The 17,354-nt window shown below is 68.7% G+C and carries 15 protein-coding genes; 8 read left to right on the top strand and 7 right to left on the bottom strand.

Features of this window, described 5'->3' with window-relative positions:
• Window positions 1–136 precede the first annotated feature (136 nt).
• Window positions 137–1,453, bottom strand: a complete 1,317-nt coding sequence (locus tag E3T49_RS09795) for an ABC transporter substrate-binding protein (protein WP_134424721.1) — start codon at window positions 1,451–1,453, stop codon at window positions 137–139.
• 309 nt (window positions 1,454–1,762) lie between these two features.
• Between E3T49_RS09795 and E3T49_RS09790 the strand changes: the two genes are divergently transcribed.
• On the top strand, window positions 1,763–2,794 hold the full coding sequence (locus E3T49_RS09790; RefSeq protein WP_134424720.1) for a LacI family DNA-binding transcriptional regulator: 1,032 nt from the start codon (window positions 1,763–1,765) through the stop codon (window positions 2,792–2,794).
• A 134-nt stretch (window positions 2,795–2,928) separates the two neighbouring features.
• Here E3T49_RS09790 and rplL read toward each other — a convergent pair whose 3' ends face one another.
• Both rplL and rplJ read right to left on the bottom strand, forming a co-directional pair.
• Window positions 2,929–3,312 (bottom strand): 50S ribosomal protein L7/L12, encoded by a 384-nt coding sequence (gene rplL, locus E3T49_RS09785; RefSeq protein ID WP_134363492.1) that lies wholly within the window; start codon window positions 3,310–3,312, stop codon window positions 2,929–2,931.
• Between the two features lie 52 nt (window positions 3,313–3,364).
• Complete coding sequence (rplJ, locus tag E3T49_RS09780; protein ID WP_104100771.1) at window positions 3,365–3,880, bottom strand: 50S ribosomal protein L10; 516 nt, start codon at window positions 3,878–3,880, stop codon at window positions 3,365–3,367.
• A 394-nt stretch (window positions 3,881–4,274) separates the two neighbouring features.
• Between rplJ and E3T49_RS09775 the strand changes: the two genes are divergently transcribed.
• Both E3T49_RS09775 and E3T49_RS09770 read left to right on the top strand, forming a co-directional pair.
• Window positions 4,275–5,984 (top strand): MDR family MFS transporter, encoded by a 1,710-nt coding sequence (locus E3T49_RS09775; protein WP_134424764.1) that lies wholly within the window; start codon window positions 4,275–4,277, stop codon window positions 5,982–5,984.
• Window positions 5,985–5,993: 9 nt separating this feature from the next.
• Window positions 5,994–6,497, top strand: coding sequence for a MarR family winged helix-turn-helix transcriptional regulator (locus E3T49_RS09770; RefSeq protein WP_134424719.1), 504 nt, complete (start codon window positions 5,994–5,996; stop codon window positions 6,495–6,497).
• 88 nt (window positions 6,498–6,585) lie between these two features.
• Here E3T49_RS09770 and E3T49_RS09765 read toward each other — a convergent pair whose 3' ends face one another.
• Window positions 6,586–8,097 (bottom strand): sensor histidine kinase, encoded by a 1,512-nt coding sequence (locus tag E3T49_RS09765; protein WP_134424718.1) that lies wholly within the window; start codon window positions 8,095–8,097, stop codon window positions 6,586–6,588.
• On the bottom strand, window positions 8,094–8,843 hold the full coding sequence (locus E3T49_RS09760) for a response regulator transcription factor (RefSeq protein ID WP_134424717.1): 750 nt from the start codon (window positions 8,841–8,843) through the stop codon (window positions 8,094–8,096). The genes E3T49_RS09765 and E3T49_RS09760 overlap by 4 nt, the downstream gene beginning before the upstream one ends.
• A 176-nt stretch (window positions 8,844–9,019) precedes the next feature.
• On the opposite strand from E3T49_RS09760, the gene E3T49_RS09755 reads away from it, so the two are divergent.
• The 5 genes from E3T49_RS09755 to E3T49_RS09735 all read left to right on the top strand — a co-directional run bounded on the left by E3T49_RS09755 (window position 9,020) and on the right by E3T49_RS09735 (window position 14,886).
• Window positions 9,020–10,495, top strand: coding sequence for an ABC transporter permease (locus tag E3T49_RS09755; RefSeq protein ID WP_134424716.1), 1,476 nt, complete (start codon window positions 9,020–9,022; stop codon window positions 10,493–10,495).
• A gap of 57 nt (window positions 10,496–10,552) precedes the next feature.
• Window positions 10,553–11,224, top strand: coding sequence for an ABC transporter ATP-binding protein (locus E3T49_RS09750; protein ID WP_134424715.1), 672 nt, complete (start codon window positions 10,553–10,555; stop codon window positions 11,222–11,224).
• Between the two features lie 112 nt (window positions 11,225–11,336).
• Window positions 11,337–12,017 carry a YqaJ viral recombinase family protein gene (locus E3T49_RS09745; protein ID WP_134424763.1) on the top strand — a complete coding sequence of 227 codons (681 nt, stop codon included), beginning with the start codon at window positions 11,337–11,339 and terminating at the stop codon, window positions 12,015–12,017.
• Window positions 12,018–12,391: 374 nt separating this feature from the next.
• Entirely contained in the window at window positions 12,392–13,456 is a 1,065-nt protein-coding gene (locus E3T49_RS09740) for an NADP-dependent oxidoreductase (protein ID WP_241972739.1), read from the top strand.
• Entirely contained in the window at window positions 13,453–14,886 is a 1,434-nt protein-coding gene (locus tag E3T49_RS09735; protein WP_134424714.1) for a cryptochrome/photolyase family protein, read from the top strand. Before E3T49_RS09740 ends, E3T49_RS09735 begins: the two co-directional genes overlap by 4 nt.
• Here E3T49_RS09735 and E3T49_RS09730 read toward each other — a convergent pair.
• The gene (locus tag E3T49_RS09730; RefSeq protein WP_134424713.1) at window positions 14,883–15,482 is read right to left on the bottom strand and encodes a GNAT family N-acetyltransferase; all 600 of its coding nucleotides are present in this window, start codon (window positions 15,480–15,482) and stop codon (window positions 14,883–14,885) included. The genes E3T49_RS09735 and E3T49_RS09730 overlap by 4 nt on opposite strands.
• A 144-nt stretch (window positions 15,483–15,626) precedes the next feature.
• The gene (gene aceB / locus E3T49_RS09725; protein ID WP_134424712.1) at window positions 15,627–17,309 is read right to left on the bottom strand and encodes a malate synthase A; all 1,683 of its coding nucleotides are present in this window, start codon (window positions 17,307–17,309) and stop codon (window positions 15,627–15,629) included.
• Window positions 17,310–17,354: the final 45 nt, after the last annotated feature.

Below are 17,354 nucleotides of genomic sequence, written 5' to 3'. Positions count from 1 at the left end.
ACCGCCACGGTACACCAGCAGAGGGGTGCGGGTCGCCCTTTTCGTGGGGGCGACCCGCACCGTTTGGTGCTCGTACTGCACGTGCTGATTCAGTGTGTGCAGATACTCAGTGTGTGCTGCTGTGGAACGACTGCGACTAGCTGGACGGCCAGCCGGCTTCGATGCTGGTGAGCACCTCGTCGGTTGACGTGCCGTTGACCCAGTTGACCATTCCCTTCCAGAAGGTGCCGGCGCCCACGGAGCCGGGCATCAGGTCGGAGCCGTCGAAGCGGAAGGTGGTTTCCGGGTCCTGAAGGATCTTGATTGCTTCCTGCAGGATCGGGCTCTTCGCGTTCTTCGGGTCCAGACCCGAGTTGGCGCTGATGACACCACCGAGGGCAACGCGGCTGTTCGCCCAGTCGTCGCTGGAGAGGTACGTCTGAACGGCCTGCGTGTCGGCGTCATCGGCGAATGCGGCGACGATCTCGCCACCACCGGTCACAGCCTGGCTGCCGGCTTCTTCGGCCGGGGTGATGAAGGCCCAGACGTCACCGTCGGGACCGACCTCTCCGCCGGCATCCGTGATGAAGCCGTCGAAGAAGGATGCCTGGTGGTGCAGCGCGCAGGTACCCTCGGCGAGCGGCGTGGCCACGTCACCGAACGCGGTGCTGTTGATCGAGCGGACGTCACCGAATGCGGCGTTGACGTAGGCCGGGTTCAGCAGGATCTCTCCGACGGAGTCGAAGGCCGACTTGATCGCAGGGTCAGTGAACGGGATCTCGTTGGCAACCCACTTGTCGTAGGTCTCCGGCCCAGCCTGGCGCAGGACGAGGTCTTCGACCCAGTCCGTGCCCGGCCAACCGGTGGCGTCACCCGAGCCGAATCCGGCGCACCACGGGGCGCTGCCGGTCGTCTCCTGGATGGTCTTCGTCACGGCGAGGAGCTCGTCCCAGGTTTCGGGAACTTCAACACCCCACTCGGTGAACTTGGCCGGGGAGTACCAGATGAAACCCTTGACGCTGGCCATCAGCGGAGCGCCGTAGAACGTGTCGCCGACGGTGCCGTAGGCCTTCCAGTCTTCGGACCAGAACTCGTCGACGTTGTCCTCGACGGACTTCGGAGCCGGCTTCAGGAAGTCGCGGCTGGCCAGGTCGGCCATCAGGCCGGGCTGCGGGAAGATCGCGATGTCGGGAGCGCTGCCGCCCTGGGCGCGGATGGCGATCTGAGCTTCGAATTCCTTCGACGCTTCGTACTGGATGTCAATGTCGTTTTCTTCTTCCCAGGCAGCCCAGGACTCTTCCAGGAGCTCGGCCTCGGTGTCTCCGATGGTGCCGTAAACGGATACGACGCCGTCGCCCTCTGCTCCGGCTTCGCTGTTCGTGCTGCCGGGACCGCCGGAACAACCGGCCAGGGTCAGACCTGCTATCGCCGCGATGGCGATGGGTGCTGTGATTCGGCGGTGGAATGACCGCATTTTTCCTCCTCGTTGAGTGATGGCGGTGTGCGAATGGTTTTTTCCAACGACACCGAGGTGATGCAGGTACTGCTTGTGTGCTGAAAACGATCAGATAAGGAACCGGTTCCACACGACAAGTTACGGCACGAAGGAGCGAATCGCAAGACCGGCTTTGTCACGGAATGGCAAAGATCGCGCTCCCACGGGAAAAGTCCGTCATCCTGCGCAGTGGATCGCCGTCAAATCATGCACATTTCATGGAACCGGTTCCAGCGGCGGCCCGGGAGCTGTACAGTAATCGGAACGGATCCAAGGGCGGAGGCTGGAATGAGCGCAATTGCAGATGTCGCGCGCCTCGCCGGCGTGGCGAAAGCCACCGCATCCCGGGCACTGAGCGGTCGGGGCTATGTGTCGGAGGAGACCCGGCGCAAAGTCATCGAGGCAGCCAGGGAGATCGGCTATGTCGCCTCCCCGAATGCCGCCAGCCTGGTCACAGGACGCACCAAGAGCATCGGGGTGATCATTCCGTTCATCAGTCGCTGGTTCTTCTCCGAGGTGCTGGAGAGCATGGAACAGGCACTGCTGGACGAGGGGTACGACATGACCCTCTACAACCTGCCGGCCCCGTCACCGGAGCGGGAGCGGGTCTTCGACTACTTCCTGGCCCGCAAGCGCTTCGACGGCGTGATCTCGGTGGGGGTGGCCCTCAGCGACAACGAGGTCAACCTGCTGCACCGTCTGGGTCGCCCGCTCGTGGGTATCGGCGGCCCGATCCGCGGTGTGCACACGATCGCCATCGACGACGTGGCCTGCGCCCGGCTCGCGACAGAACACCTGCTCAGCCTCGGCCACACCGACATCGTGCACATCGGCGGGAGCAAGGAAGACGAGATGGACTTCCAGGTGCACAGCAACCGGCTCACCGGTTTCTACGCCGCCATGGATGAGGCCGGACTGCCGTCCGAGGGCTCCGGCTCGTTCTACGCCTGCGAATTCACCATGCCCGGCGGCTACCAGGTGGGCCAGGCCGTTTTCGGCGACCCGCGCACGCGTCCCACCGCGGTTTTCGCCGCGAGTGACGAGATCGCCATCGGACTCATCGTCGCCGCGCGGGAGCTCGGCATTCAGGTGCCGGCGGACCTCTCCGTGATCGGCATCGACGGACACCCGTACGCCGACATGTTCCGGTTGACGACGATCGAGCAGCACCCCCGGCGACAGGGCCGCCTGGCCGTGCTCTCGCTCCTGGCCGAGCTGGAAACGGCCACACCCGGCGAGGAGGATCACCTCACGGTGCTGCCGACGAACCTGGTCATCCGTTCGAGCACCAGCGGGCCGCGGCCACCGCACGGAGGCTGACCGGCCCGCCTGAGCGCCGGACCGGGGTTAAGGAGAGAAGGCGTCGCATCCGTTGGATGCGACGCCTTCTTCGTGTTGACGGCTTGCGCCGTCACGCATTCTCGAAGAGAACAGAACCCCTTGCGGGGCCCCGACTACTTGAGGGCTGCGGTGGCGCCGGCAGCTTCGAGAGCAGCCTTGCCCTTTTCGGCAGCTTCCTTGGAAACGCCTTCGAGGACGGCCTTCGGCGCGCCATCGACGACGGCCTTGGCCTCGCCGAGGCCCAGGCTGGTGAGCTCGCGCACAACCTTGATGACCTGGATCTTCTTGTCGCCGACAGCCTCGAGGATGACGTCGAAAGCGGACTGCTCTTCGACCTCTTCAGCGGGTGCAGCAGGACCGGCAGCGCCGGCAACGGCGACCGGAGCAGCAGCGGTGACCTCGAAGGTCTCCTCGAACGCCTTGACGAACTCGGAGAGCTCGATGAGGGTGAGGCCCTTGAACTGTTCGAGCAATTCCTCGGTGGAAAGCTTTGCCATGATTTTTCTCCCTATAGTTTCTTAGTTACTCACCGCGATGCCAGGCCGATGCCTAGTTCGCGGACTCCTGCTTCTCACGCAGCGCGTCGATGGTGCGAACAGCCTTCGACAGCGGTGCGTTGAACAGATATGCGGCTCCGAACAGCGAGGCCTTGAATGCGCCGGCCAGCTTGGCCAGCAGCACTTCGCGGGACTCGAGGTCGGCGAGCTTGCCTACCTCTGCGGCGGTGAGCGGGTTACCGTCGAAGTAACCACCCTTCACTACCAGGAGAGGGTTTGCCTTGGTGAAGGCACGCAGGGTCTTCGCGACGGCGACAGGGTCTCCGTGCACGAATGCGATTGCGGACGGACCGACAAGCTCGTCGTCAAACGACGTGATGCCGGCGTTGTTCGCCGCAATCTTGGTCAGCGTGTTCTTCACCACGGCGTACGTGGCGTCCGCACTGATGGAAACGCGCAGCGACTTGAGCTGCGCAACAGTGAGACCGCGGTACTCGGTGAGCAGAACGGCGGTCGAGCTCTGGAATTTCTCCGTAAGCTCGGCGACCGTTGCTTCCTTGTTCGCCATGGCGCTCCTCTTGGTTTCATGTGCCGGTAGCCCGGGGCGCAGACATGAAAAAAGCTCCAGCGCAGGCGCCGGAGCTGGGAACGCATTCCATGGGAATGCAGTCTGACTTCGAATCCTGCGCGGGCCGTTCACGTGAATGAACCTTCGATTGCCCCTGTATTTCTACATGGCAATAACCGGCGGTCTTTGGCTTCCCCCCACGTTACGGGACGAGGATGCCCGGCGCAAATCGACATCCGTGCCCTACCGCCGTCACTGCGCGGAGAAAGTAGTTGACGTGTGTCCACTAGATGCATATAGTTGCAGCTTGTCAACAATCTCCAGGAGTCGCATGTCCCGCGCCCAGCGCCCCACCCCCGCCTCGCCCCGGCGCACCATCTCCGCCGACGGCAGCATGACGCAGCGCCAGGTGCTCGAAGCCCTGTCCGGGCTGCTGATGGGCATGTTCGTCTCGATCCTGGCCGGCACCGTGGTCGCCACCTCCATGCCGGTCATCATCTCCGACCTGCACGGCGACCAGTCCGCCTACACCTGGGTGATCACCGCCACCCTGCTCGCCACCACCGTGAGCACGCCGATCTGGGGCAAGTTCGCCGACCTCTTCAACCGCAAGCTGCTCATCCAGCTGGCCCTCGCGGTCTTCGTGATCGGGTCGGCGCTGGCCGGCTTCTCCCAGGACACGGGCACCCTGATCGCCTTCCGGGTGCTGCAGGGCCTCGGTGCCGGCGGCCTCGCAGCGCTCAGCCAGATCATCATGGCGGACATCATCAGCCCGCGTGACCGAGGCAAGTACGCCGGCCTGTTCGGCGCGGTCATGGCTCTCGGCACGGTCGGCGGCCCCCTGCTCGGCGGAGTGGTGACGGATGCGTTCGGCTGGCGCTGGAACTTCTTCATCGCCCTTCCGGTGGCCGTCATCGCCATCGTGCTGTTGCAGCGCACACTGCACCTGCCGCCGCGGATCAAGCGCGTGGTGCGGATCGACTACCTCGGCGCGGTGCTGATCACCGGGGGCGTCTCGCTGCTGCTGATCTGGGTGACCCTGGCCGGAACCCAGTTCGAATGGGCATCCGTCGCCTCGTTCGCCATGGTTCTCGGCGCGGGCCTGCTGCTGCTCCTGGCCGTGCTCGTGGAGTTCCGGGCACCGGAGCCGATCATCCCGCTGGGCCTGTTCCGGAACCGCACCTTCACGCTGGCCACCATCGCCAGCATCTCCGTCGGCGTGGCCATGTTCGGCACCTCGGTGTTCCTCAGCCAGTACATGCAGCTCGCCCGCGGCGCCACCCCGACCGAGTCCGGGCTGCTCACCATCCCGATGATGGGCGGGTTCCTGATCTCCTCGACCCTCTTCGGCACCCTGATCAGCCGCACCGGCAAGTGGAAGTCGATCATGGTCTCCGGCAGCGTGCTCGTGATCGTGGGGCTGCTGCTGCTCGGCACCCTGGACTACCGCACCAGCCTGGTCTTCGTCGGCGTGTTCATGTTCGTGCTCGGCGCTGGCCTCGGCATGCTGATGCAGAACCTCGTGCTCGTGGTGCAGAACTCGATCGAGGTGAGCCGCCTGGGCGTGGCCACCAGCGCAGTGACCTTCTTCCGCAGCCTCGGCGGCACCATCGGCGTCTCCGTGCTCGGCTCCGTGCTCGGCACCGTCGTGGCCCGGCAGATCAGGGACGGCATCGGCGGGCTCAGCCCGGCCAATCAGGCTGCCGCCGCGGAGACCCTCGGCTCGGGGGCCATCCCCCACATCAACGCGCTGCCGGATGCCCTCCGCCTGCTGGTCGAATCGGCCTACGGCTCCGGCGTGGGCACCGTGTTCCTGCTCGGCGCCCCCCTGGCCGTGATCACGCTCGTGATGGTCTCGCTGCTGCCCAACACCTCGCTCGGGGAGCAGAGCGCGATCGCGCGCGCCCACGCGGAGGACACCGCGGCCGACGTGCACCGTGAGCTCGAGGACGCCGAGGACATGCTGATCGAGGTGAGCGCGGCATCCGCGGGGCTGGTGCCGTCGGGTCGGAACCACCCGACCGGCACGATCCGGCTGCCCGAGGCGGCGCCCGGGTCCCGCGGCGAACCCGGCGAGGCCCCGCCTCGGGCGACGCGTCAGTAGTCTGTGACCATGACGAACCCGGCGGCACCCCAGACCGCTTCAGGCACGGCAGGCTCGGACACAGCAGGCTCGGACACGGGAGGCTCGGACACAGCGGCGGCGATCGCCGAGGTGGAGCAGGAGATGAGCATCCTGGCCGGGCACATCCGGGCCAGCATGCGCGACGCGGCACTCTGCATCGACCCGAGCCTGCAGCCGTTCGGACTCAAAGTGCTGCGCCTGCTCAGCCGGAGCGGGCCGATGCACGCCAGTGCCGTCGCCGGCGCGCTCTACGTGGACAAAAGCGTGATCAGCCGCCAGGCCAAGGTGCTCTGCGGGCTCGGCCTGGTCGAGACCCAGGTGGATCCGGAGGACGGCCGAGCCCGGTTCCTCGCGGTGACCCCGGCCGCGGTGCGGAAGCTCGCCGAGGTGCGGGCCGGCGACACGGCGATCATCCACCGGCGGCTGAGTCGTTTCTCCCCCGAGGACCTGCACCGGCTCACGGCCCTGCTCGCTCAGCTCAACACGCCCTAGCCTCCGCGCGTGGCCGCCGCAGGACATCCGTCGCCGACTCTGCCCGAACGAATTCGCAAGGGGGCACGAGGCGGTGGGGCGCAGCAGGTCAGGTCAGCGGGAGCGAGACGCGGAAGCAGGTGCGGCCGGGGCGGCTCTCCACCCCGATCTCGCCGTGGTGCGCCGCCACAACCGCCTGGGCGATGGCCAGGCCCAGGCCGGTGCTGCCCGTGCCGCGGAAGCGCGAGCTGTCGCCGCGGGCGAAACGCTCGAACAGGGTGGACTGGAGGGTCTCGGGGATGCCGGGCCCGTCATCCGTCACCGTCACGACGGCACGGTCGCCCTCGACCGTGAGGGCCACGTCGACCGTGGTCTCGGGGGGCGTGTGGATGCGCGCGTTGGCGAGCAGGTTGGCGAGCACCTGGTGCAGCCGCGCGGCGTCGCCGACGGTCTGAACCGGCTCCTCGGGCAGATCCAGGCCCAGGACCCGACCCGGGCCGGCCGCGTGGGCGTCGCTGACGACGTCCACGAGCAGGCTGGTCAGGTCGACCGGGCCGCGATCCAGTTCCCGGCCCTCGTCCAGGCGGGCGAGGAGCAGCAGGTCTTCGACCAGGCCGGTCATGCGCACCGACTCCGACTCGATCCGGCCCAGCGAGTGCAGCGCGTCCGGCGGCAGTTCCTGGTCGGAGCGGCGGGTGAGCTCCGCGTAGCCGCGGATCGACGCGAGTGGCGTACGCAGCTCGTGGCTGGCGTCGGAGACGAACTGGCGCACCTTGCGCTCGCTGGCCTGGCGGGTCTCCAATGCCACGTCGACGTGGTCGAGCATCCGGTTCAGGGCCGAGCCCACTCGGCCGACCTCGGTGCGGGGGTCGGTGTCGGCGGCCGGCACGCGCTCGACGAGTGACACCTCCCCGTGGTCGAGAGGGAGTTCGGCTACCCGGGCTGCGGTTTCGGTCACCCGCACCAGAGGGCGCAGCGCCAGACGCACGATCCAGGTGGCCAGCACCGCCGCGACAAGGATGCCGCCCAGCGACACGACCGCGATGATCAGGCCCAGCTGGGTGACCGTGTTCTGCACCCCGGACAGTGGCAGGCCCACCAGAAAAAGAGTGCCGCCCCGGTTCGTGTCCGCGCGGACCCGGTAGTCGCCGGCGTCGCCGCCGAGGTCGACTGTCACCGCGGTGGACTCCTGCATGGCCCCGGCCAGGATCTGCACCTGGTCGTTGGTCAGCGCGGTGATCTCTCCGCTGTCCTCCTCGGTGTATCCGGCCGTCACGATTGTGCCGTCGTAGACCAGGGCAAGGGTTCCGGGCTGCTGGGCCGGGCCGTTCAGAATCATCTGCGCCGTCAGGGGGAAGTACACCTCGCCGCCGCCGCCGTCGTCGTCGTCACGGCGCACGTCGATCACCGAACCCGAGCGCCCGGAGGCCGAGGCGAGCTGCTGGTCGAGCCCGTCGATCAGGGAGGCCCGGAGAATTGCAACGCTGACCAGGCCGATGCCGACGCTGACCAGGGTGAGCAGGCCGACGACGGCGAGCACGAGGCGGCGGCGCAGGGTCCACGGCGCGCGCCGTCGACCGGCGTCGACCTCGCCCGGCCGGTGGGAGGAACGAGGGGTCATGAAGCGGTCTTCAGCATGTAGCCGGCACCGCGCACCGTGTGGATCATGGGTTCCCGGCCGGCGTCGACCTTCTTACGCAGATAGGAAATGTAGATCTCCACGACGGAGGACTTGCCGCCGAAGTCGTAGCTCCACACCCGGTCCAGGATCTGGGCCTTGCTCAGAACGCGCCGGGGGTTGCGCATCAGGAATCGCAGCAGTTCGAACTCGGTGGCGGTCAACTCGATCGGGTCCTCCCCGCGGAACACCTCGTAGCTGTCCTCGTCGAGGGTGAGGTCACCCACTGTGATGCGGGGATCCAGCGAGTCCGCCACGGTGAGCGTGGACCGCCGGATGAGCCCCCGCAGCCGGGCCACCACCTCCTCGAGGCTGAACGGCTTCGTGACGTAATCGTCGCCGCCCGCCGTCAACCCCTTGAGCCGGTCGTCGAGGGAGTCCTTCGCCGTGAGGAAGAGCACCGGGGTCTCCTGACCGCCGGCACGCACACGCTGCAGCACCTGCAGGCCGTCGATATCGGGCAGCATGATGTCGAGCACGATCGCATCGGGCCGGAACTCCCGGGCGATGGTCAGCGCCTGGCGCCCCTCGCCGGCCGTGCGCACCTCCCAGCCCTCATATCGCAACGCCATCTGGAGCAGATCGGTGAGCGTGGGCTCGTCGTCGACCACCAGAACCCGGATGGGACTGCCGTCCGCCTTGGTCAAGCGCGGTGCGCGGACCACTCGATCGTTCTCGCTGGTGCTCATGATTCCTCAGTATCCGAATGCCGGCTATGAAAATCCTATGGGCCGTCCGTGTCTCTCCTGTGAAGAATTCCCGGCAACCGCCACTCAGGTCTTACACAGGTTGGCCATAGTCTCACCATAGAACGTCTCCTTAGTTTCAGTTTCGGAGGTCACGCGACCACCGGAACTGGAGACCCATGTTTTTCACCTACCTGCGTCGGGAACTCGCGGGCCGCCGCAAGCAGACCGCCATCGTCTCGATCGGCATGGCGTTGGCCATCGCCCTCGTCATCATCGTGAATTCCGTGTCCAGCGGGGTGCAGCTGGCCCAGGCCAGCGTGCTCGGCTCCGTCTACGGGGTGGGCACGGACGTGACGGTCACCCAGACTCCCACCGCCCCGGAGGAGGGCGCCGCAGCCGGCGGGCGGCAACGGTTCGATTTCGGGGCCGCGGAGGGCACGACGGCCGACGGGACGACATCCGTCAGCCAGTCCCGGCTCGACGCCGACCTGGGCACGTCCACCTTCGATGCGACGGCCCTCGACACGGTCGGAGCCGTCGACAACGTGCACGCCGCGGCCGCGACCCTCGCTCTGCGCAACACCACGTTCAACGGGGCTCTGCCCGGCTCGGCCGACATGCCCGCGGCCGCGCCGACGGATGACGCCGCCACCGGCGCCGAGCGACCCGAGGGCGGCCCGGACGGCGCCGGCGGCAGTTCCTTCGACGTCGACTCCTTCACCGTGCTCGGCCTCGACCCGGGCGGGGAGGCCGTGGGCCCGCTCTCGGCGGTCAGTCTCACCGACGGCCGTTCACTGGCCACCACGGATGCCGGCACGAACGTGGCCGTGCTGGACTCGAGCTACGCCACGACCGCGTCCCTGACCACCGGCGACACCGTCTCCATCGCGGGCACCGACTTCACCGTGGTCGGCCTCGTCAGCGCCGCCTCCGCCGACGCCGACACCGCCGCGAACGTCTACATCCCGCTCGACGTGGCCCAGAGCCTCTCGGGCCTGACCGGCCAGGTCTCCAGCATCTACGTGCAGGCCGCCTCGTCGACCGACATCGAGCAGGTGCAGGCCGATATCGAGGCGGCGCTTCCGGCCGCGACCGTGAACACCCAGGCCGACCTCGCCTCCAGCGTCTCCGGTTCGCTGGCCAATGCCGCCGACCTCGTGAAGAACCTCGGACTGTGGCTTTCGCTGATCGTGTTGGCGGCGGCCTTCCTGATCGCCATCCTGTTCACCATCTCCGGTGTCACCCGCCGCACCCGCGAGTTCGGCACGCTCAAGGCGATCGGCTGGTCGAACGGCAGGATCGTGCGTCAGGTTGCCGGCGAGTCGCTCGTGCAGGGACTGATCGGCGGCGCCGCGGGCATCGCCGTAGGCCTGCTCGGCATCCTCGTGGTCAACCTGGTCGCCCCGACCCTGACCGCCGGCGCCACCAGTGCGGCGACAGTCGCCGGGCCGGGCGGACCCGGCGGTCGCGGCTTCGGCGGCGCGGCCCCGGCCGTGGCCACCTCCGACGTGGTGCTGACGGCGCCGGTGACCGTCTCGGTCGTGCTCCTCGCCGCAGGCCTGGCCGTGCTCGGCGGTCTGCTGGCCGGTCTGGTCGGCGGCTGGCGCGCCTCCCGGCTGCGCCCGGCCGAGGCCCTGCGCAGCATCAACTGATCGTTCCCGCACCCTTCACCTCTCTCCTCCTCTCTCTTCTCTTCTAAGGAACCCACCGTGTATGTATTGACGAACGTCACCAAGAAATACGAGCAGGGCAAGCGCACCGTGACCGCGCTGAAGAATGTCAGCCTGACGATCCCGGATGGCCAGATGGTCGCCATCCAGGGTCCCACCGGCGGCGGCAAATCCACCCTGCTGCAGATGCTCGGGGCGCTGGACCGGCCGACCGACGGCACGGTCTCCCTGGGTGACGCGGACCTGTCCGAGCTGGGCGACGGCCGGCTCGGCCGGATCCGGGCCCAGGAGATCGGCTTCGTCTTCCAGGGGTTCAACCTGATCCCCACCCTCAGCGCGCTGGAGAACGTGGAGACCGCTCTGGCACCCCTGGGCGTGAGCAGCGCGGATCGCCGGGAACGCGCGTCGGCGGCGCTGGCCTCCGTGGGTCTCGGCGACCGCCTCGGCCACCTCCCCGACGAGCTCTCCGGCGGCCAGCAGCAGCGCGTGGCCATCGCCCGCGCGCTGGTGAAAAAGCCGACCGTGCTGCTGGCCGACGAACCGACGGGCAACCTCGACGAGGGGACCCGCGACGAGATCATGGACCTGCTCGAGGGCCTGTGGCGGGAACAGGGCCTGACCCTGATCCTGGTCACGCACGACACGGCCGTGGCCCGCCGGGCGCAGCGGCGTCTCCTGATCAAGAAGGGAGCGCTCACCGAGGTAGCCTGACCGGGCGACCGGCGTGGGGGGCCGGCGTGGGGGGCCGGCGTGGGGGCCGGCGTGGGCGGGGCGGGCGTGGGCAGGCCCGGCGAACGGGCACAATGGAACAGTGACGAACCTGATGCTCTCCTTGTTCGACGAGGAGGAGCATCCGTCGCCCCCCGACCCGGTTCCGGCCCGGGCCTCGGTCCCCGCGGCGCACCTCGCGCGCATCGTCGCCGATTCCACCGACCGGGTGGCCTGGCTGCGGGCCCGCGCCCAGGGCATCACGGCCACGGATGTCGCCAAGCTCGCCACCCCCAAATCGCTGCAGACCGCCGTCTACGACAAACTCAACGGCAGCAGCTTCAGCGGCAACAGCTACACCGACCACGGCCGCGCCCGCGAACCGGAGATCGCCGCCTGGGTGCAGAACCGCTACGGCATCGAACCCAGCACCGCCCTGTTCCACGCCGCGGACCACCGACGGCACCTGGCCACCCCCGACGGTGTGGGCCTCGGCACGGGCTCGAGCACCGGCGGCCTCGAGCTGGCCGAGATCAAGACCACGAGCAAGGCGTGGCGCAGCATCCCGCGCTCGTACCTGCGGCAGGTGTGGTGGCAGCAGTACGTGCTCGGAGCCGAACGCACCCTGCTCGTCTGGGAACAGCACCGGGATTTCGTGCCCGTGAACGCCGAGCCCGAGTGCCGGTGGATCGAACGTGACGAAGACCAGATCGCGATCCTGGTGGGCTACGCGAACAACCTGATCGCCCTCCTCAACCAGCAGACCACGTCGGGGCCGCCGGTCGGTCACGGCTGACCACTGCCGGAGCGAGGGCAACCGCCTGGGTGGCCGCATGCCGGGTAGTGCATGCGGCCATCCATCGACGTTGCACCCTGGCGCCGGGGCGAGTTCGTGCCGCTTCGGGTGCGGTACGACTCATTCGTGACAGACCCGGGCCGGGCTCAGCGAACGGTCTCGGTGCACATGACACCGAGTCCTGGGGAGACCGGGTGGCCGGCAACCAGGGGTCTCGTGCCGTCCATCGGGGTCGGTCCCCCTTTGAGAGGACAGACTATGCGCCGGAGGCCCCTCCCGGCCAGCCTGAATATGGTGCCGCCGCCCCGATCGCCACCCCCAAATCGAGGGGGCACGCGCCCGAAGCCCCCACCGCGGCAGGGGAGAATAGGCAGATGGGAAACGTCACGAATCTGCCACCGACCATGCGAGCCCTCGTCATCGACCGCCCCGGAACCCCCGACGAACTGCACCTGGCCGAGGTCACCGCGCCGACGGTGGTGTTCGACGAACTCCTCGTGCGCGTCGTCGCCGCAGGCGTCAACCCGATCGACGCGAAGACGCGGGCGGGCGGCGGCGTCTCGGCGGGCATCCCGGCCTACCCGGCCGTGCTCGGCCTGGACTTCAGCGGTGTTGTGGTCAGCACGCCGTATGCGGCGTTCCCCCTGCAGCCCGGCGACGAGGTCTTCGGCGTGGCCCGGGTGCCCCGCACCCCCGGCAGCTACGCCGAGCTGGTGACCGTGTCGAGCCTGAACGTGGCACGCAAACCGGCACGCCTCAGCCACGTCGAAGCGGCGGCCGTGCCGGTCGCCGCTCTCACCGCCTGGGGCATGGTCGTAGACGTGGCCGAGGCGGCGCCCGGAATACGGATGCTCATCCACGCCGGCAGCGGCGGCGTCGGCCACTTCGCCGTGCAGTTCGCCAAGGCCTTCGGCGCCCACGTCACCGCCACCGGGTCCACCCGCAACATCGACTTCCTGCGCGAACTCGGCGCGGACGAGGTCATCGACTACACCGAGGTCCGGTTCGAGGACGTGCTCTCCGGTCTGGACGCGGTCATCGACCTCGTCGGCAACGTGCACGACAACACCGGCACGCGGTCCCTCGCGGTGCTGCGGCCCGGCGGCATCCTGGTGAACGCGCCCACCGGAAGCTGGCCGACCATGGCGGAGGAAGCGGCGGCCCGGGGTATCCGTGCGACCGGCTTCAAGGTGGCCGCCGATGCCGGCGTGCTCGACTACATCACGGAGTTGATCGACGACGGGAGCGTGCGCGTGCACGTGGACCGGGTGTTCGATCTGGCCGACGGCGCTGCCGCGCACCGCCTGATCGAGGAGGGTCACACGCGCGGGAAGATCGTGCTGCGGGTGACGGCTGACCCGGGCGCCTCGGGCGTCGGTGACGCTGCTGCTGCTGCTGCTGTTGACGCTGCTGCTGGAGCCGCGGGGGCACTTTCATGAGCGGCGACGGTCCCTCGCTGGTCTGGTTCCGCGACGACCTGCGCCTCGCGGACAACCCGGCCCTCACGGCCGCGCTCGACCGAGGCAAGCCGATCGTGGCCGTGTACGTGCTGGACGAGGAGTCCCCGGCGGTCCGGCCGCTCGGCGGCGCGGCCCGGTGGTGGCTTCACGGGAGCCTGACCTCGCTGGCCGAGTCGCTGGAACGCCGCGGCGGCCGTTTGACGCTCCGCCGGGGCCCGGCGGACGGCGTGATCCGGGAGCTCGCGGCATCCGTGGGCGCGGACGCCGTGTTCTGGAACCGCCGCTACGGCCAGGCCGAGCGTGAGGTGGACACCCGGATCAAGTCGGCGCTGACCGCGAGTGGCACCGAGACCCGCAGCTTCGCCGCGTCGCTCCTGTTCGAGCCGTGGACGATCCAGACCGGTCAGGGTGGCACCTACTCGGTGTTCACCCCCTTCTGGCGGGCCTGCACGGCCGGCCCGCCACCGCGCGCGCCCTTCGACCCGCCCGCGTCGATCCCCGGCTTCACCGGCGCGATCGCCTCCGACCTGCTCGACGACTGGGCGCTGCTGCCGACCCGGCCGGACTGGGCCGCGGGCCTGCGGGAGGCGTGGCAGCCCGGCGAGGCATCCGCTCACCGACTGCTCGACCTGTTCCTGCACGAATCGCTCGCCCGCTACGCCGACGAGCGGGACGAGCCGGCCCAGGCCGTCACCTCGCGGCTGTCACCGCACCTGCGCTGGGGCGAGATCAGTCCATTCCAGATCTGGCAGGCGACCGAGCAGGCCCGGATCGGCCTCACCGGCACCGCGCAGGCCAGTGCGACCCGGTTCCTCACCGAAATCGGCTGGCGGGAGTTCAGCTACCACGTGCTGTTCAACAACCCGACCCTCGCGACCGTCAACCTGCGGCCGGAGTTCGACGCGTTCCCCTGGCCGAAACTCGACCAGCAGGTGCTCGAGGCCTGGCAGCAGGGCCGCACCGGAATCTCCCTCGTCGACGCCGGCATGCGCGAACTCTGGCGCACCGGCAGCATGCACAACCGGGTGCGCATGGTGACGGCGTCGTTCCTGATCAAGAACCTCCTGATCGACTGGCGGCTCGGCGAGCAGTGGTTCTGGGACACCCTCGTCGACGCCGACGCGGCCAGCAACCCGTTCGGCTGGCAGTGGGTGGCCGGTTCCGGCGCCGACGCCGCGCCCTACTTCCGGGTCTTCAACCCGGAGCTGCAGGCGAAGAAGTTCGATCCGCACTCGGAGTACATCCGTCAGAACGTGCCCGAATACGGCACGGATGCCTACCCGGCCCCGATCGTCGACCTCGGCGAGACGAGACGCGCGGCCCTCGCCGCCTACGAGCAGATCAAGGGCATGAAAGAGCACGCGATCGCGGCCCGCGCGGCCGGGGACACGGCGTACGGCACCGTTTAGAGCGCCCGCTCCATCACGAAGTCGTCCTCGTACCGTTCACCGACGAGGAAGCGCTTCTCGCCGACCGTGACGAACCCGTTCTTCTCGTAGAAACGGATGGCGCGCACGTTCTCCTGGTTCACGCCGAGCCAGCTGCCGGCCGCCCCGCGCGCCCGGGCGGCATCGAGCGTCGCGGTCATCAGCGCCGCGGCCACCCCGCGGCCGTGGGTCTCGGCGCGCAGATAGCACTTGCTCAGCTCCACGGTAGGGCGGATCGTGGCCGCCGCCCGCGCATCGGCGTCGGCAGGCTCGGCGAAGACGAGCATCGTGTAGCCGAGAATGACCCCGGCGCCCTCGGCGTCCCCGGCGCCCTCGGCGTCCCCGGCGTCCTCGGCGTCCCCGGCGTCCTCGGCGTCCTCGGCGTCCTCGGCCACGAGGATCAGCCGGTCAGGGTCGGCCAGGTAGGCGTCGAAGTTGCGCTCAGCGAGCACGTCGCGCAGGAACGACGCAATGGCCTCGGCCGAGGTGTGCGGCGGGCAGGCGAGCGCGAAGGTGGCGGCGGCCAGCTCGGCCAGCGCCGCGGCATCCGTCGCCCCCGCCCTGCGAATCTCGATCATCGCCCCAGCCTATCGACGCCCCCCACCACCCCCACCCCACGCGAGAGCGCACAATATGCCCCCTCAGCAGCGCCGAAAGGGCATATTGTGCGCTCTCGCGGCCCGGTCGGAGCGCCGCGGGCCGCAGCAGAGTGGTCGGAGCAGCTACAGGTAGCGGGCGTAGGCGCCGACCGTGAGGAACGTCGGGAACTCGGGTTCGAGCGCGGATGCCCGGAACACCTCGAGCGCGTCGTCGAACCGGTCTCCGGGCGTGCGTTCGAGGGCCTCGTAGACCTCGATGAGCTGCTCCTCGACCCAGGTCTCATCGATCCGGATGCCCTCGGCCGTGACCGAGCCCAGGTGGATCCACTGCCAGAGCTGTGAGCGGGAGATCTCCGCGGTCGCGGCGTCCTCCATCAGGTTGTCGATCGCGGCGGCGCCGACCCCGCGCAGCCAGGACTCCATGTAGCGCAGCCCGATGTTGATGTTGTCGTGCACGCCGGCCGCGGTGATCTGCCCGCCGATGGACTCCACATCGAGCAACTCCGCGGCCGTGACGCTCACCTCGGAGCGGGTGCGGTGCAGCTGGTTCGGCTTGTCGCCGAGCACCGCGTCGAATTCGGCCTGCGCCGTCGCGATCAGGTCCGGGTGCGCCACCCAGGTGCCGTCGAAGCCATCCGTTGCCTCGCGTTTCTTGTCGGCGGCGACTGCCTCGAGGGCCCGCCGGGTGATCTCCGGGTCGCGCCGGTTCGGGATGAACGCGCTCATGCCGCCGATGGCATATGCGCCGCGCCGGTGGCAGGTCGACACCAGCAGCTCGGTGTACGCGCGCATGAAGGGAACGGTCATCGTGATCTGCTTGCGGTCAGGGAAGACGAACCGGCTGCCGCGGGCGCGGAAGGTCTTGATGATGCTGAAAATGTAGTCCCAGCGGCCGGCGTTCAGCCCGGCGCAGTGGTCGCGCAGCTCGTAGAGGATCTCCTCCATCTCGAACGCAGCCTGGATGGTCTCGATCAGCACGGTGGCGCGGATGGTGCCGTACTCGATGCCGAGGCAGTCCTCCGAGTGGCTGAAGATGTCATCCCAGAGGCGGGCCTCGAGGTGGCTCTCGAGCTTCGGCAGGTAGAAGTAGGGACCCACGCCGCTGTCGATCAGGCGCTGGGCGTTGTGGAAGAAGTACAGCCCGAAGTCGACCAGGCTGCCGGACGCGTTGGTTCGGCGGTTCGCCCGGTCGACGAAGGTCAGGTTCTTCTCCACCAGCTGCCAGCCGCGCGGGCGCATCACGATGGTGGGGGTGGCGCCGGTGGCGTCGCCGGTGACGGCGTACTCCTTGCCCTCCGGGCTGGTGAAGCTGAGCTGTCCGCGCACCTGATCGAACAGGGTGAGCTGTCCCTCGATGACGTTCGCCCAGGTCGGGCTGGTCGCGTCTTCCTGGTCGGCGAGCCACACCTTCGCCCCCGAGTTCAGCGCGTTGATGGCCATTTTGCGGTCGGTCGGCCCGGTGATCTCCACCCGGCGGTCGACCAGCCCGGGGCCGGCCCCCGCGACACTCCAGGTGAGGTCACGACGGATGTGCGCGGTCTCGGTGAGGAATCCCGGGTCGCGCCCGTTGGCGGCATCCACCCGCTTCCGCAGCCTCGTCGCCAGCAGGTCCTGCCGCGTTCCGGCGAACCGGTCGTGCAGCTCGGCCAGGAAGACCAGCGCCTCGGGGGTGAGGATTTCCTCGTAGCGCGGTCCGAGATCGCCGGTGATCTCGAGGTGCGGCTGGATGGTGGCGAAGCTGCCGGTGTTCGTGGTGGTCGTGACGGACTGGACCTGGTCGGATGTCGCCACGGGCGGGGTGTTCATGGGCTGATCTCCTTCGAAACGTTTGTGGGAGTGCTGCTGGCCTGG

It is taken from the genome of Cryobacterium cryoconiti (assembly GCF_004403065.1).
Lineage (GTDB): Bacteria > Actinomycetota > Actinomycetes > Actinomycetales > Microbacteriaceae > Cryobacterium > Cryobacterium cryoconiti.
The sequence above is the reverse complement of the archived record's forward strand: the minus strand, read 5'-3'. Positions and strand labels throughout refer to the sequence as shown.

What these genes read in the sequence shown, in the direction of transcription:
- E3T49_RS09770 (WP_134424719.1), top strand. Translation starts at nt 5,994, where the DNA reads ATGACGAACCCGGCGGCACCCCAGACCGCTTCAGGCACGGCAGGCTCG.
- E3T49_RS09760 (WP_134424717.1), bottom strand. Translation starts at nt 8,843, where the DNA reads ATGAGCACCAGCGAGAACGATCGAGTGGTCCGCGCACCGCGCTTGACC.
- E3T49_RS09775 (WP_134424764.1), top strand. Translation starts at nt 4,275, where the DNA reads ATGACGCAGCGCCAGGTGCTCGAAGCCCTGTCCGGGCTGCTGATGGGC.
- E3T49_RS09765 (WP_134424718.1), bottom strand. Translation starts at nt 8,097, where the DNA reads ATGACCCCTCGTTCCTCCCACCGGCCGGGCGAGGTCGACGCCGGTCGA.
- E3T49_RS09790 (WP_134424720.1), top strand. Translation starts at nt 1,763, where the DNA reads ATGAGCGCAATTGCAGATGTCGCGCGCCTCGCCGGCGTGGCGAAAGCC.
- E3T49_RS09745 (WP_134424763.1), top strand. Translation starts at nt 11,337, where the DNA reads ATGCTCTCCTTGTTCGACGAGGAGGAGCATCCGTCGCCCCCCGACCCG.
- E3T49_RS09735 (WP_134424714.1), top strand. Translation starts at nt 13,453, where the DNA reads ATGAGCGGCGACGGTCCCTCGCTGGTCTGGTTCCGCGACGACCTGCGC.
- E3T49_RS09795 (WP_134424721.1), bottom strand. Translation starts at nt 1,453, where the DNA reads ATGCGGTCATTCCACCGCCGAATCACAGCACCCATCGCCATCGCGGCG.
- aceB (WP_134424712.1), bottom strand. Translation starts at nt 17,309, where the DNA reads ATGAACACCCCGCCCGTGGCGACATCCGACCAGGTCCAGTCCGTCACG.
- E3T49_RS09740 (WP_241972739.1), top strand. Translation starts at nt 12,392, where the DNA reads ATGGGAAACGTCACGAATCTGCCACCGACCATGCGAGCCCTCGTCATC.
- E3T49_RS09730 (WP_134424713.1), bottom strand. Translation starts at nt 15,482, where the DNA reads ATGATCGAGATTCGCAGGGCGGGGGCGACGGATGCCGCGGCGCTGGCC.
- rplL (WP_134363492.1), bottom strand. Translation starts at nt 3,312, where the DNA reads ATGGCAAAGCTTTCCACCGAGGAATTGCTCGAACAGTTCAAGGGCCTC.
- E3T49_RS09755 (WP_134424716.1), top strand. Translation starts at nt 9,020, where the DNA reads ATGTTTTTCACCTACCTGCGTCGGGAACTCGCGGGCCGCCGCAAGCAG.
- rplJ (WP_104100771.1), bottom strand. Translation starts at nt 3,880, where the DNA reads ATGGCGAACAAGGAAGCAACGGTCGCCGAGCTTACGGAGAAATTCCAG.